This window comes from Pseudomonas sp. MS15a(2019) (assembly GCF_013277805.1).
In the GTDB taxonomy this organism is placed as follows: domain Bacteria; phylum Pseudomonadota; class Gammaproteobacteria; order Pseudomonadales; family Pseudomonadaceae; genus Chryseomonas; species Chryseomonas benzopyrenica.
The window spans coordinates 107,741-121,799 of record NZ_VBTN01000001.1; the positions used below are offsets into that span (position 1 = coordinate 107,741).

15 protein-coding genes are annotated in these 14,059 nt (G+C 63.7%); 12 read left to right on the forward strand and 3 right to left on the reverse strand.

The features are described from left to right. The first annotated feature begins 63 nt into the window (after window positions 1–63). The 4 genes from lpdA to brnQ all read left to right on the forward strand — a co-directional run bounded on the left by lpdA (window position 64) and on the right by brnQ (window position 5,310). Window positions 64–1,500, forward strand: coding sequence for a dihydrolipoyl dehydrogenase (gene lpdA / locus FEZ61_RS00480; RefSeq protein ID WP_017638888.1), 1,437 nt, complete (start codon window positions 64–66; stop codon window positions 1,498–1,500). A gap of 207 nt (window positions 1,501–1,707) precedes the next feature. Next, window positions 1,708–2,874, forward strand: coding sequence for an ADP-forming succinate--CoA ligase subunit beta (gene sucC, locus FEZ61_RS00485; RefSeq protein WP_064306646.1), 1,167 nt, complete (start codon window positions 1,708–1,710; stop codon window positions 2,872–2,874). Continuing rightward, window positions 2,874–3,761: a succinate--CoA ligase subunit alpha gene (sucD, locus tag FEZ61_RS00490; protein WP_017638886.1), complete on the forward strand. Its 888-nt coding sequence runs from the start codon at window positions 2,874–2,876 to the stop codon at window positions 3,759–3,761. Before sucC ends, sucD begins: the two co-directional genes overlap by 1 nt. Window positions 3,762–3,966: 205 nt before the next feature. Next, window positions 3,967–5,310, forward strand: a complete 1,344-nt coding sequence (brnQ, locus tag FEZ61_RS00495; RefSeq protein WP_064306645.1) for a branched-chain amino acid transport system II carrier protein — start codon at window positions 3,967–3,969, stop codon at window positions 5,308–5,310. Window positions 5,311–5,365: 55 nt separating this feature from the next. On the opposite strand, the gene FEZ61_RS00500 is transcribed toward brnQ, so the two are convergent. Further along, entirely contained in the window at window positions 5,366–5,647 is a 282-nt protein-coding gene (locus FEZ61_RS00500; RefSeq protein WP_007159246.1) for a hypothetical protein, read from the reverse strand. 200 nt (window positions 5,648–5,847) lie between these two features. Between FEZ61_RS00500 and htpG the strand changes: the two genes are divergently transcribed. Beyond that, entirely contained in the window at window positions 5,848–7,752 is a 1,905-nt protein-coding gene (gene htpG / locus FEZ61_RS00505) for a molecular chaperone HtpG (RefSeq protein ID WP_064306644.1), read from the forward strand. A 55-nt stretch (window positions 7,753–7,807) separates the two neighbouring features. After that, complete coding sequence (locus tag FEZ61_RS00510; protein ID WP_068385307.1) at window positions 7,808–8,545, forward strand: dienelactone hydrolase family protein; 738 nt, start codon at window positions 7,808–7,810, stop codon at window positions 8,543–8,545. A 43-nt stretch (window positions 8,546–8,588) separates the two neighbouring features. Here the strand turns inward: FEZ61_RS00510 and FEZ61_RS00515 are convergent, their stop codons facing one another. After that, a complete protein-coding gene (locus tag FEZ61_RS00515) occupies window positions 8,589–9,083 on the reverse strand; it encodes a SprT family zinc-dependent metalloprotease (RefSeq protein WP_017638882.1) in 495 nt (164 codons plus the stop codon). Between the two features lie 25 nt (window positions 9,084–9,108). Continuing rightward, the gene (locus FEZ61_RS00520) at window positions 9,109–9,729 is read right to left on the reverse strand and encodes a DNA-J related domain-containing protein (protein ID WP_017638881.1); all 621 of its coding nucleotides are present in this window, start codon (window positions 9,727–9,729) and stop codon (window positions 9,109–9,111) included. Between the two features lie 97 nt (window positions 9,730–9,826). On the opposite strand from FEZ61_RS00520, the gene ttcA reads away from it, so the two are divergent. The 6 genes from ttcA to FEZ61_RS00550 all read left to right on the forward strand — a co-directional run bounded on the left by ttcA (window position 9,827) and on the right by FEZ61_RS00550 (window position 13,826). Then, window positions 9,827–10,651, forward strand: coding sequence for a tRNA 2-thiocytidine(32) synthetase TtcA (gene ttcA, locus FEZ61_RS00525; protein WP_007159241.1), 825 nt, complete (start codon window positions 9,827–9,829; stop codon window positions 10,649–10,651). Next, window positions 10,651–11,322, forward strand: a complete 672-nt coding sequence (locus tag FEZ61_RS00530) for a DNA-3-methyladenine glycosylase I (RefSeq protein WP_017638880.1) — start codon at window positions 10,651–10,653, stop codon at window positions 11,320–11,322. Before ttcA ends, FEZ61_RS00530 begins: the two co-directional genes overlap by 1 nt. Then, window positions 11,319–12,083 (forward strand): NAD-dependent protein deacylase, encoded by a 765-nt coding sequence (locus FEZ61_RS00535; RefSeq protein WP_017638879.1) that lies wholly within the window; start codon window positions 11,319–11,321, stop codon window positions 12,081–12,083. Before FEZ61_RS00530 ends, FEZ61_RS00535 begins: the two co-directional genes overlap by 4 nt. A 63-nt stretch (window positions 12,084–12,146) precedes the next feature. Further along, window positions 12,147–12,818: an NlpC/P60 family protein gene (locus FEZ61_RS00540; RefSeq protein WP_026083582.1), complete on the forward strand. Its 672-nt coding sequence runs from the start codon at window positions 12,147–12,149 to the stop codon at window positions 12,816–12,818. A 96-nt stretch (window positions 12,819–12,914) separates the two neighbouring features. Beyond that, window positions 12,915–13,451 (forward strand): C40 family peptidase, encoded by a 537-nt coding sequence (locus tag FEZ61_RS00545; protein ID WP_017638877.1) that lies wholly within the window; start codon window positions 12,915–12,917, stop codon window positions 13,449–13,451. A 54-nt stretch (window positions 13,452–13,505) separates the two neighbouring features. Continuing rightward, on the forward strand, window positions 13,506–13,826 hold the full coding sequence (locus FEZ61_RS00550) for a hypothetical protein (RefSeq protein WP_007159236.1): 321 nt from the start codon (window positions 13,506–13,508) through the stop codon (window positions 13,824–13,826). Window positions 13,827–14,059 lie beyond the last annotated feature (233 nt).

A 14,059-nucleotide genomic window follows, 5' to 3' on the forward strand; every position in this document is an offset into this window, starting at 1 on the left:
GGGGCAGGGGCCACGCACCGCTTCAAGTTTTCCTGCCTGAAGCTGCTCCAAGGGGATTAGTGTATGAGCGACAAATTCGACGTAGTGGTGATCGGCGCCGGCCCTGGTGGCTACGTGGCCGCCATCCGCGCCGCGCAGCTTGGCCTGAAGACGGCCTGTGTCGAGCGCTACAAGGGCAAGGAAGGCAAGGTCGCCCTGGGCGGCACCTGCCTGAACGTGGGCTGCATTCCCTCCAAGGCGCTGCTGGACAGCTCCTACAAGTACCACGAGGCCCACGAGGGCTTTAAGGTTCACGGCATCGACGCGCCGAACGTCACCATCGACGTGCCCACCATGATCGGCCGCAAGGACCAGATCGTGAAGAACCTCACTGGCGGCGTGGCCACCCTGTTCAAGGCCAACGGCGTGACCCTGCTGGAAGGCAACGGCAAGCTGCTGTCGGGCAAGAAGGTCGAAGTCACCGGTCTGGACGGCAACGTCCAGGTCGTCGAGGCCGAAAACGTCATCCTGGCGTCCGGCTCGCGTCCCATCGACATCCCGCCGGCTCCGGTGGACCAGAAGGTCATCGTCGATTCCACTGGCGCCCTGGAATTCCAGAGCGTGCCCAAGCGTCTGGGCGTGATCGGTGCCGGCGTCATCGGCCTGGAGCTGGGTTCGGTCTGGGCCCGCCTGGGTGCCGAAGTCACCGTGCTGGAGGCCCTGGACAAGTTCCTGGTCGCCGCCGATGAGCAGGTGTCCAAGGAAGCCTACAAGATCCTCTCCAAGCAGGGTCTGAACATCCGCATGGGTGCTCGTGTGACCGGCTCGCAGGTCAATGGCGAAGAAGTCACCGTCAACTACACCGAAGCCGGTGAAGAAAAGCAGATCACCTTCGATCGCCTGATCGTTGCCGTGGGCCGTCGTCCGGTGACCACCGACCTGCTGGCGTCCGACAGCGGCGTGGAAAGCGACGAGCGTGGCTACATCTACGTCGACGACCACTGCGCCACCAGCGTGCCGGGCGTGTTCGCCATCGGCGACTGCGTGCGCGGTCTGATGCTGGCCCACAAGGCCTCGGAAGAGGGCGTGATGGTCGCCGAGCGCATCGCTGGTCACAAGGCCCAGATGAACTATGATCTGGTCCCCTCGGTGATCTACACCCACCCGGAAATCGCGTGGGTCGGCAAGACCGAGCAGGCCCTGAAGGCCGAAGGCGTCGAAGTCAATGTCGGCACCTTCCCCTTCGCGGTCAGCGGTCGTGCCCTGGCGGCCAATGACACCGCCGGTTTCGTCAAGGTCGTGGCCGATGCCAAGACCGATCGCGTCCTGGGCGTCCATGTGGTCGGCCCGAGCGCGGCGGAGCTGGTGCAGCAAGGCGCCATCGCCATGGAATTCGGCACCAGCGCCGAAGACCTGGGCATGATGGTGTTCTCGCACCCGACGTTGTCCGAGGCGCTGCACGAAGCGGCCCTGGCGGTGAACGGTCATGCGATCCACGCAGTGAATCGCAAGAAGCGGTAAGAGATTTACGGAACCACGGGGTCGCCGACCGCCGTGGAGCCTCAGGGCTCCACCGCAGGAAGGCGCCTCGGACTCTTGTGAGTGGGGTGTGAGACACCCCACTAGGGCAGGGGTCACAGGTGGCGCGGTGCCCGCGACCGTCCGGAGGACGGCTCGGAGAACGCACAGCGTCGAATGCGCAATACCCAACGAAGACGGTAGACAAGCATGAATCTCCACGAGTATCAGGGTAAGCAGCTGTTCGCTGAATACGGCCTGCCCGTTTCCAAAGGCTACGCTGTCGACACCCCCCAGGAGGCCTACGAGGCTTGCGGCCGTATCGGCGGCGACGAGTGGGTCGTCAAGGCCCAGGTACACGCCGGTGGCCGTGGTAAGGCCGGTGGTGTGAAGCTGGTCAAGAGCAAGGAAGAAGCCAAGGAATTCGCCGCCAAGTGGCTGGGCCAGCGTCTGGTGACCTACCAGACCGACGCCAACGGTCAGCCGGTCACCAAGATCCTGGTTGAATCCTGCACCGACATCGATCAGGAGCTCTATCTGGGCGCCGTGGTCGATCGTTCCAGCCGCCGTATCGTGTTCATGGCGTCCACCGAAGGTGGCGTGGACATCGAGAAGGTCGCTCACGACACTCCGGAAAAGATTCTGAAGGCCACCATCGATCCGCTGGTGGGCGCTCAGCCCTACCAGGGTCGCGACCTGGCGTTCCAGCTGGGCCTGAAAGGTGACCAGATCAAGCAGTTCACCCAGATCTTCGTCGGTCTGGCCAAGCTGTTCCAGGACTACGACCTGGCGCTGCTGGAAGTGAACCCGCTGGTGATCAAGAAGGATGGCAACCTGCACTGCCTGGATGCCAAGATCAACATCGACAGCAACGCCATCTACCGTCAGCCCAAGCTGCGTGCCTTCCACGACCCGTCGCAGGACGACGCCCGTGAAGCCCATGCGCAGAAGTGGGAACTGAACTACGTGGCCCTGGAAGGCAGCATCGGCTGCATGGTCAACGGTGCCGGTCTGGCCATGGGTACCATGGACATCGTCAACCTGCACGGCGGCAAGCCGGCCAACTTCCTGGACGTGGGCGGCGGCGCGACCAAAGAGCGCGTGACCGAAGCCTTCAAGATCATCCTGTCCGACAGCAACGTGAAGGCCGTTCTGGTCAACATCTTCGGCGGCATCGTGCGCTGCGACATGATCGCCGAAGGCATCATCGGTGCCGTTAAAGAAGTTGGCGTGAAGGTGCCGGTCGTGGTTCGCCTGGAAGGCAACAACGCCGAACTCGGTGCCAAGGTCCTGGCCGAAAGCGGCCTGAACATCATCGCGGCAACCAGCCTGACCGACGCTGCCCAGCAGGTCGTCAAGGCCGCGGAGGGTAAGTAATGAGCGTCCTGATCAACAAAGACACCAAGGTCATCTGCCAGGGCTTCACCGGTAGCCAGGGTACCTTCCACTCCGAACAGGCCATCGCCTACGGCACCCAGATGGTTGGCGGCGTGACCCCCGGCAAGGGCGGTTCCACCCACCTCGGTCTGCCGGTGTTCAACACCGTGCGCGAGGCGGTGGAAGCCACTGGCGCCGATGCTTCGGTGATCTACGTGCCGGCTCCCTTCTGCAAGGACTCCATCCTGGAAGCGGCCTTCGGCGGTATCAAGCTGATCGTCTGCATCACCGAGGGTATCCCCACCCTCGACATGCTGGATGCCAAGGTGAAGTGCGACGAACTGGGCGTGCGCCTGATCGGCCCGAACTGCCCCGGCGTCATCACCCCCGGCGAGTGCAAGATCGGCATCATGCCCGGTCACATTCACCTGCCGGGCAAGGTCGGTATCGTGTCGCGTTCCGGCACCCTGACCTATGAAGCCGTGAAGCAGACCACCGACGCCGGCTTCGGCCAGTCCACCTGCGTGGGCATCGGCGGCGATCCCATCCCGGGTTCGAACTTCATCGATATCCTGAAGCTATTCCAGGAAGATCCGCAGACCGAAGCCATCGTGATGATCGGCGAGATCGGCGGCAGCGCTGAAGAAGAAGCCGCGGCCTACATCAAGGCCAACGTGACCAAGCCGGTGGTGTCCTACATCGCCGGCGTCACCGCTCCGCCCGGCAAGCGCATGGGCCACGCTGGCGCCATCATCTCCGGTGGCAAGGGCACTGCGGACGAGAAGTTCGCCGCCCTGCAGGACGCCGGTGTGAAGACCGTGCGGTCCCTGGCCGACATCGGCAAGGCCTTGGCCGAGCTGACCGGTTGGGAAGTCAAGCAGGCCTGAGCCTGACTGACTGTAGAAAAGGCCGCCTCCGGGCGGCCTTTTTCATGGGCGCGTTCATTACGCCTCATCAGCTGCCGGCTGCCTTTTCGCCGGTAATTCGTTAGGATGGCAACCTTCCGCTCCAACGGCCACGCCGTGGCCCCGCCAAGACCTGCTCCCATGAGGGCGGGCTGCCTCGTTTTCCTCATTGCTGGTACTGCCTTCCATGAAAGCTTTGCAAAGCCGGGATGTCCTGGCCCTTGGATTCATGACGTTCGCGTTGTTCGTCGGCGCGGGCAACATCATCTTTCCCCCGATCGTCGGTCTGCAGGCGGGCGAGCACGTCTGGAGCGCCGCCCTGGGCTTCCTGCTGACCGCCGTCGGCCTGCCGGTGCTGACGCTGATCGCCCTGGCGCGGGTCGGCGGTGGCATGGATGCCCTGAGCAAGCCGCTCGGCCAGACGGCCGCCCGCACCCTGGCCATCGTCTGCTACCTGTCGGTGGGGCCGCTGTTCGCTACGCCGCGCACCGCCACGGTGTCCTTCGAGGTCGGCGTCGCGCCGCTGCTGGGCAACGGACCCATACCGCTGTTTCTCTACAGCCTGGCCTACTTCCTAGTGGTGCTGGTGGTCTCGCTCTATCCGGGACGCCTGCTCGACACCGTGGGACGCTTTCTTGGTCCGCTGAAGATCCTGGCGCTGGCAGTGCTGGGTGGTGCGGCGCTGTTCTGGCCGGCCGGCGGTCCTGCCACGGCAGCGCCGGACTATGCTTCGCGGGCGCTGTCCCAGGGCTTCGTCAACGGCTACCTGACCATGGATACCCTGGGCGCCCTGGTGTTCGGTATCGTCATCGTCAACGCCATTCGCGCCCGGGGCGTGACGGCGCCGCAATTGCTGACGCGCTATACCATCATCGCCGGCCTGATCGCCGGGGCAGGGCTGGTGCTGGTCTACCTGAGCCTGTTCCAGCTCGGCGCTGGCAGCGGGTCGCTGGTGCCCCACGCCAGCAATGGCGCCGAGGTCCTGCATGCCTATGTGCAGCACACCTTCGGCAGTGTCGGCAGCGACTTTCTCGCGGTGCTGATTACCCTGGCCTGTCTGGTCACGGCGGTGGGCCTGACCTGCGCTTGCGCGGAATTCTTCAGTGAATTCCTGCCCTTCAGCTATCGCAGCCTGGTGGTTCTGCTGGCGGCCTTCTCGCTGCTGGTGTCCAACCTGGGGCTGACCCAGCTGATCCAGATTTCGGTGCCCATCCTGACCGCCATCTATCCGCCCTGCATCGCGCTGGTGGTGCTGAGCTTCTTCACCGCCCGCTGGGCGGCGCCCGGACGCATTCTCGGCCCGGTGCTGCTGGTCGCCCTGGCCTTCGGCATCCTCGACGGCCTGCAGGCGGCGCACCTGACGGTGCCCTATCTGAGCGGTGCCGTACAGTGGCTGCCGCTGGCCGACTCGGGGCTGGGCTGGCTGTTGCCGGCCGTGGTGGTGGGCCTGGTCGCCCTGACGCTGGAAAGCCTGCGGCCTGGCGAACGCGTCCAAGCGGACGAGGCCGAGCCGGATCCCTCGCGCTCCTGAATCAGCCGCCCACAAAAAAGCCCGCATAAGCGGGCTTTTTTCGTATCCAGACAGCTTACGGCTTGGGCTGGGTAGCCGGCGCGTTGCCGTTGGCGGTACCGGTAGCCGGGCTGACCGAGGTGGCTTCGCCTTTGGATTGCTCCTTGGCGGCCTCGTTGGCAGCTTCGTTACGCTGCTCGGCAGCCTTGTTGCTCTGCTCGGCGGCTTTGTTCAGGTTTTCCTGAGCTTTCTGTTCGGTCTTGGCAGCATCCTGAGCCTTGTTTTCGGAAGGCTTGTCACAGGCAGCGAGGCCGAAGGCGGCAGTGAAGAGCAGGGCGATGGCGAAGGGCTTTTTCATGTGTTTTCTCCTTATGAACTACACGACAGCCGTTCGAGCGCACCGTTAAAAGTTAAGTTCCGCGTCTAGCTCCAGCATCGCGCAAATTCCTACCTGCATCGCGAACCGAGCGCGCCAAGGTTGAAATGTCTCCGGGCGCCCCCATCTCGGCGACATCGCCAGGCATCTGGTGCGTACCTATCGATAGCGGAGTTCGTAGCATGAGTGTGGAGACTCAAAAGGAAACCCTAGGCTTCCAGACCGAAGTGAAGCAGCTGCTTCACCTGATGATTCACTCGCTGTATTCCAACAAGGAAATCTTCCTGCGCGAATTGATTTCCAACGCCTCCGACGCGGCCGACAAGCTCAGATTCGAGGCCTTGTCCAAGCCCGAACTGCTCGAAGGCGGGGATACGCTGAAGATTCGCCTGAGCTTCGACAAGGAGGCCGGTACGGTCACCCTTGAAGACAACGGCATCGGCATGAGCCGCGAAGAGGTGATCGCCCACCTCGGCACCATCGCCAAGTCCGGTACCGCCGATTTCCTGAAGAATCTCAGCGGCGACCAGAAGAAGGATTCCAACCTCATCGGTCAGTTCGGCGTGGGCTTCTATTCGGCCTTCATCGTCGCCGATCAGGTCGACGTCTACACCCGCCGTGCCGGCCAGCCTGCCGCCGAAGGCGTGCACTGGTCGTCGAAGGGGGAAGGGGAGTTCGAGGTCGCGAACATCGACAAGCCCGAGCGCGGTACCCGCATCGTGCTGCACCTCAAGCCTGAGGAAACCGAATTCGCCGATGGCTGGCGCCTGCGCAACGTGGTCAAGAAGTACTCCGACCACATCGGCCTGCCCATCGAGCTACCCAAGGAGCAGCAGGGTGGCGAGGACGAGCAGCCGACCGCCGCCGAGTGGGAAACCGTCAACCGTGCCAGCGCGCTCTGGACCCGTCCGCGTACCGAACTCAAGGACGAGGACTACCAGGAGTTCTACAAGCACGTCGGCCATGACTTCGAGAATCCGCTGACCTGGAGCCACAACAAGGTCGAGGGCAAGCTCGAATACACCTCGCTGCTGTACGTGCCGGCCCGTGCGCCCTTCGATCTGTATCAGCGCGAAGCACCCAAGGGCCTCAAGCTCTATGTGCAGCGCGTCTTCATCATGGACCAGGCCGACCAGTTCCTGCCGCTGTACCTGAGATTCATCAAGGGTGTGGTGGATTCCAACGACCTGTCGCTGAACGTCTCCCGCGAGATCCTGCAGAAGGATCCGGTGATCGACTCCATGAAGTCGGCGCTGACCAAGCGCGTGCTGGACATGCTGGAGAAGCTGGCCAAGAGCGAACCGGAAAAGTACCAGTCGTTCTGGGGCCACTTCGGCCAGGTGCTCAAGGAAGGTCCGGCGGAAGACTTCGCCAACCGCGAGAAGATCGCCGGTCTGCTGCGCTTCGCCTCGACCCACAACGGCGATGACGCTCAGAATGTGTCCCTGGCCGACTACATCGGCCGCATGAAGGAAGGTCAGGACAAGATCTACTACCTGACTGGCGAGAGCCACGCCCAGATCAAGAACAGCCCGCACCTGGAAGTCTTCCGCAAGAAGGGTGTCGAGGTGCTGCTGCTGACCGATCGCATCGACGAGTGGCTGATGAGCTACCTCACCGAATTCGACGGCAAGCACTTCGTTGACGTCGCTCGTGGCGATCTCGACCTCGGCAAGCTGGACAGCGAAGAAGACAAGCAGGCCCAGGAAGAGGTCGCCAAAACCAAGGAAGGCCTGGTCGAGCGCCTCAAGCAGGCCCTGGACGCCCAGGTCAGCGAAGTCCGCGTTTCCCATCGTCTGACCGATTCGCCGGCGATCCTGGCCATCGGTGAGCAGGACCTGGGTCTGCAGATGCGCCGGATCCTGGAAGCCAGCGGCCAGAAGGCGCCGGACTCCAAGCCGATCTTCGAGATCAATCCGCAGCACCCGCTGATCGAGAAACTCGATGGCGAGCCCGATGAGGACCGCTTCGCCGACCTGTCGCACATCCTGTTCGATCAGGCTGCACTGGCCGCGGGCGATAGCCTCAAGGATCCCGCCGCCTATGTCCGCCGGTTAAACAAACTGCTGGTGGAATTGTCCGCTTAAAGATAGAGAAGCCCGCCTCGGCGGGCTTCTTTCTATCCACCCTTTGGAGGACCCCATGGTCGATGTCACTGTAAAACCCGTTGCCTACGAAATCGATGGTGAACCGTTCGAGAGCCAGCTGGTGTACGCCACCAGCGGTAATCCGACCCGTCCGGGCGTATTGTTTGCACCCAACTGGATGGGGGTGTCCCATGGCGCCGTCGAGCAGGCCAAGGCGCTGGCCGAGGCCGACGGCCTGGCTTACCTGGTAGTGGATTTCTACGGTCGCAATGTGCGTCCGCAGAACGCCGACGAGGCCCTGGCGGCCATGACGCCGATCCGCGGCGATCGCGCCCTGCTGCGCCAGCGCATGCAGGCAGCCTATGCGGCCCTGGTCGCCCAGGCTGAGACGGCGGCGGTGGACGTCCACCAGATCGCTGCTATCGGCTTCTGTTTTGGCGGCTGCGCGGCTCTGGAACTGGCGCGCGACGGGGCCCCGCTGAGCGCCGTGGTGACCTTCCACGCCAATCTGGATACGCCCAACCCGGCCGATGCGGCGCGTATCACCGGTCCGGTGCTGGTGCTGCACGGTGCCGCCGATCCCATGGTGCCGGACGAGCAGCTCGCTGGCTTCCGCCAAGAAATGGATGCCGCCCAGGTGGATTGGCAGTTGCTGAGCTATGGCGGCGCGGTGCATTCCTTCACCGATCCCGAAGCCAACAATCCGGGCAAGCAGCAGTACCACCCGGTTGTGGCCAAGCGCGCCTTCCTGGCGATGCACAACCTGTTCGACGAAGTCTTTGCCCAGGGCTGAGTGCTTTCCCTGCCTGCCGGTACCCAGAACGGGTCCGGCAGGCTCAGCCGCTGATCACTTCGTCGGTGAAGGCCAGCGGTCCACGGCAGCGCCGGCATAGATAGCGGCGCCCCTTGCGCACCAGCGCGTGACGCTGGGCGGTGAACTCGAAACGACCATCCGGGCAATTGCAGCGATATAGATAGAGCGTTCGGGCGCGCTGTGGCAGCTCATAGGTATGGCAGCGATCCGGCGGCAAGCCATAGACGCCCCGCATGATCAGCTGCCACTCCTCGCCATGGGGCCTGATACGGCCACCGAACAACTGATGCGCCACCAGATGCGCCACCTCGTGAGCGACGGTCTGTTCGAGAAAGTGGACGGTATTTTCCTGATAGAGCTGCTTGTTGAATCTCAGCCGATTCTCGGTGAGATGGGCAACGCCTGCGCGCTGGCCACGCAAGGCCAGGCTGACGTCGGGACGAGGAAAGCGGCGTTTGAAGAAGGCCTCGGCCTGGCGATAGCAGTCTTCGACCCGGTCTTTGAGTGGTTCAGGCATGGGCAACCTCTGGGGAACCGGGCAATTATGCCGAAGCTCGTGCCTGCGCCCTAGCGTCCGCGGTCGGCTGGTGACCGTAGTGCCGCCGTAGCGTATCCATGGCCGCGTTGATGGCTTGTAGCCGGCCGGTGCTGCCGCCGTGATCGGGATGATGACGGCTGGCGAGCTGGCGATAGCGGCGGCGGATCTGGCCGTAGTCGGCCGAGCGATCCAGGCCTAGCAGGCGCAGGGCTTCCAGCAGTTCCGACTCGCCATTGACCAGCGCCCAGAAGTGATTGAGCAGATCGGCCACGTCTTCCGGGGTGGTGGTTTCGAGCTGGGTGAGATCCAGGTAGTAGGCGCGCAACGGATCGGCCACCACCAGCCCGGCACGGGCGCGCAGGTAGGGCCGCAGTTCGATGCGCAGGGCGCTGATGATGAGTTCGGCGCGCTGTTCGGCGCGCAGTTGGTCACGCAGGCGGTAGAGCGCGTTGAAGACGCGAAAGTGCAGGCGGAAGAGTTCGTAGTTGTCGGTCACGGGGCGCGGGGGCACCAGGGGCGACCCCGCCCGGCGCAAGGCCTGCAGCAACTCGTACTCCGACAGGCCGGACTTGGCCCGGAGCAGTTCCTGATGGAGCGCCGTCATGAGCGCCTGGGTCTCGCTCATGGCTGCCGGTCGCTGCGGACTGACGTTCGGGGTAGGGCGGCGGACGCTTTGCGCGTAAAATGCCGGCCTTTCGTTTTTTCCTTTCGCGGATTCATCCATGGGCACCCTTTCGGTCAACCAGAACAAGCTGCAGAAACGCCTGCGCCGTCTTACCGGCGAAGCCATCGCCGACTACAACATGATCGAGGACGGCGACAAGGTCATGGTCTGCCTGTCCGGTGGCAAGGACAGCTACACCCTGCTCGACATGCTGCTCTATCTGCAGAAGGTCGCGCCGATTCGCTTCGAGATCGTGGCGGTCAACCTCGACCAGAAGCAGCCGGGCTTTCCTGAGCACGTTTTACCTCAGTACCTGAAGGAACTGGGAGTCGAGTACCACATTCTGGAACGTGATACCTATTCCGTGGTGAAGGAAAAGATCCCCGAGGGCAAGACCACCTGTTCGCTGTGCTCGCGCCTGCGGCGGGGCATCCTCTACACCTTCGCCGACGAGATCGGTGCGACCAAGATGGCGCTGGGCCATCATCGCGACGACATGGTAGAAACCTTCTTCCTCAATTTGTTCCATGGCGGCACGCTCAAGGCCATGCCCCCTAAGCTGCGGGCCGATGACGGCCGCAACGTGGTGATCCGCCCGCTGGCCTATTGCAACGAAAAGGACATCGAGGCCTACGCGGTCTTGCGCGAATTCCCCATCATTCCCTGCAACCTCTGCGGCTCCCAGGAAAACCTGCAGCGCAAGGTGGTCAAGGAGATGCTGCTGGAGTGGGAGCGCAAGACGCCGGGGCGTACCGAGATCATGTTCCGCGCCCTGCAGAACGTGGTGCCGTCGCAATTGGCGGATCGCGAGCTGTTCGACTTCGCCAGTCTCAAGATCGATGACAGCGCGACGCCGCGCTTCGTCCAGGTGATGAATCTCTGATGCGGGATTACGCCTGGCTGCTCGAATACGCTCTCAACCGCTGCGGCTCCCGCGCGGCCTTGGAGGCGCGGCTGCCGCAACCGGTGGACGCCGCGACCCTGAGGTCCGTGGGCGATGACCGCTATCTGTCGCTGCTGACTCGCCGCATCTTTCGCGCCGGGCTCAAGCACAGCCTGGTGGATGCCAAGTGGCCGGCCTTCGAGGAGGTCTTCTTCGGCTTCGATCCGGAGAAGGTGGTGCTCATGGGCGGCGAACGCCTGGAGCGGTTGATGCAGGATGCGCGGCTGATCCGCCACCTGGGCAAGCTGCGTAGCGTGCCCATCAACGCCCAGATGGTGCTCGATTTCCAGCGCAGCCACGGCAGCTTCGGCCAGTTGCTGGCCGATTGGCCGGGGCAGGACATCGTCGGTCTGTGGGAGCTGCTGACCAAGCGTGGCAATCAGTTGGGTGGCCTGTCGGCGCAGCGCTTCCTGCGCATGGCCGGCAAGGACACCTTCCTGGCGACCGACGACGTGGTAACGGCCCTCAAGGCGCAGAACATCCTCGACAAGGCGCCCACCGCCAAGCGCGATCGGCAGAAGATGCAGGAGGCCTTCAACCTCTGGCAGGAACAGAGCGGGCGTCCGCTCTGCCAGCTGTCGGTGATGCTGGCTCTGACGGTGAATCATTGACTGACGCCCTGGCACGCGCCCGGGGTCTGCTCGCGCGGGCCGGGCGGGTGCTGTTCATCACCGGGGCAGGGCTGTCCGCCGACTCGGGCTTGCCGACCTATCGTGGCCTGGGTGGGCTGTACAACGGCCTTACCGAAGAGGGCGTTCCCATCGAGGCGGCGCTGTCGGGCAGCATGTTGCGGCAGCGTCCCGACGTCTGCTGGCGCTACCTGGCTCAACTCGGAAAGGCCTGCGCCGCGGCGGTGCCCAATGCGGCGCACCGGGCGATTGCCGCTTTCGGCGTGCGTCACCCTGGCAGCTGGGTGCTGACCCAGAACATCGACGGCTTTCATCGACAGTCGGGATTTCCAGCGGAGCGTTTGATCGAGATCCATGGGCAACTCGAACCGCTGGCCTGCATGAGGTGTGGCCAGGCAGTAGCGGATGCCCAGGCCTGTCTGGCAGGTCCGTTGCCACCGCGCTGTCACTCTTGCGGCGGGATCCTGCGGCCACCCGTGGTCCTGTTCGAGGAAGCCCTGCCGATCACCGAACTGCAGCGTCTGCAGGATGCAGCGGAGGAGGGTTTCGATCTGGTGATCGCCGTCGGCACCACGGCGGCCTTCGGCTATATCCAGGCGCCGATCGGGCAGACCCTGGCGCAGGGTGGTGACCTCATCGAGATCAATCCGGACCGTTCGTCGCTGAGTGGCTTGGCGACCGTTCAACTCAAAAAAAGGGCCGTAGACGTCCTTCCTCGGCTTTTAAGTCACATCGAGGGCTAAAAAAACTTGCCATCTGTGATCCAGGTCGGCAAGGTGTCGAAACTTTGAAAAAACGACACGGTCGTGCCCATGCCAAGGAACCGCCTCGCACCCCTCGTGCCCCTGTCTTTTGTCTGTCTGCTCGCCGCCTGTGCGAGTGCGCCGCAAAGTCCCGACACCACCATTACCCAGGATTCGCCCGCTACCTCCCGGACGTTCCAGACCGCTTCGCTGCATGGCCTGGGTGGCGCTGGCAACGGCTCCGCGCCTGTGGAGGCCGAGGGTGCTCAGCAACGTCCGGTCTTCCCTCATACCCAGTCGCCGCATCAGCTCGACTGGGAGCGCGAGGTCGGCCCGCGCCAGGCGCTGCCGAATCTGGCGGACCAGATCCTCGACCGTGCGACCCAGCTAGTGGGCACGCCTTATCGCCGTGGCGGCAGTAGCCTGGCCGGTTTCGATTGCAGCGGTTTCGTCAATTACGTGTTCCGCGAGCGGGCCGGCATGACCCTGCCGCGCTCCACCCGCGAGATCATCGATCTCGAAGTACCGGTAGTCAGCAAGAACGACCTGGAACCTGGCGACCTGTTGCTGTTCAATAGCAACGGCCGTGGCCGGGTCAGTCACACCGGTATCTACATGGGCGAGGGCAAGTTCATCCATTCCTCCAGTCGCCGGAGCGGCGGGGTGCGGGTGGACAGCCTGAACGACCAGTACTGGAAGGTGAGTTTCCTGGAAGGCAAGCGCGTATTGCGCTGAAGCGTATCGCCGCGATCTTCGCCGGTGCGCTTCGAGGACCCGTCGAGGCTGCGTGGCAGGCCGACGGTGATCGATGGATAACTAAGGATGTCTCCAATGCCGCATGCGGCTCGCCTCGGATTGTATTGCGCCTTTGTACTGCTGGCCGCCTGTGCCGGCAGGCCGCCCCAGGCCCCCGCACCGGTCGCCCCGGTCGTTTCCCGTCCCCTGCTGGAAAGCCAAGCCCAAGCCGCCAATGATGTGCTGTTTCGCGCCATCGGGTTGGTCGGTACCCCCTATCGCTATGGCGGCAACACCCCGGCCGGCGGTTTCGACTGCAGCGGCCTGATCGGCTACGTCTATCGCGATGCGGCTGGGGTGACCCTGCCGCGTTCGACCCGCGAGATGATCACCCTGGGCTCGCCCAATGTGGCGCGCAATGCCCTGCAGCCCGGTGATCTGATCTTCTTCGCCACTGCCGGTGGCCGTCAGGTCAGCCATGCCGGCATCTATGTAGGGGAGGGGCGCTTCGTCCATGCGCCGCGCACCGGTGGCACGGTACGCCTGGACAGCCTGGCCAAGCCCTACTGGCAGAACAGCTACCTGCAGGCCAAGCGGGTGCTGGTCACGCCGAGTCTCGCCGGCGGCTATTGAACCCCGTTCCGCCCGGGCCGCTCGAATGGGCATCCAGCCCGTGCGGAGCCCATCATGCCTCAGGCGATACGTCTGCCGCCCCAGCCGGCTCGTTGCGAGCTGTGCGGTCGGGCGGCGCCGCTCACCCGCCATCACCTGATCCCTCGCTCGCTGCACGACAAGGCCTACGTGCGCAAGAGATTCGACCGCGTCAGCCGGATCACCGCCACCCTCTGGGTCTGCCGCCCCTGCCACAACCATATCCACCAGACCTTCGACGAAAAGACCCTGGCGCTGGAATACAACAGCCGCGAATTGCTGCTCAGCGACGCGCGCATCCGACAGTTCGTCGACTGGCTGGCGGCCAAGCCCGATGGCTTCGTGCCCAAGCGATAAGTAATACCACCCCTGTATGTGCTCAAATAGGTGCGTCTATCCTTTCTGTCCTGAGTACAGGTAATCAGGACTGGGCAGCGTCAATCTTCCGATAGCGCCGTATAAGAACGCAGCCGGACCGGCACGGTAATGTAAAGGCCGCCGCTGACGCGCTGGCCGAAACTGTCGTCTGCATCTCACCTCCAGGGGTGAACGCCACCGCGGCTGGCCGCTGCGATTAGGATGACGGCGAA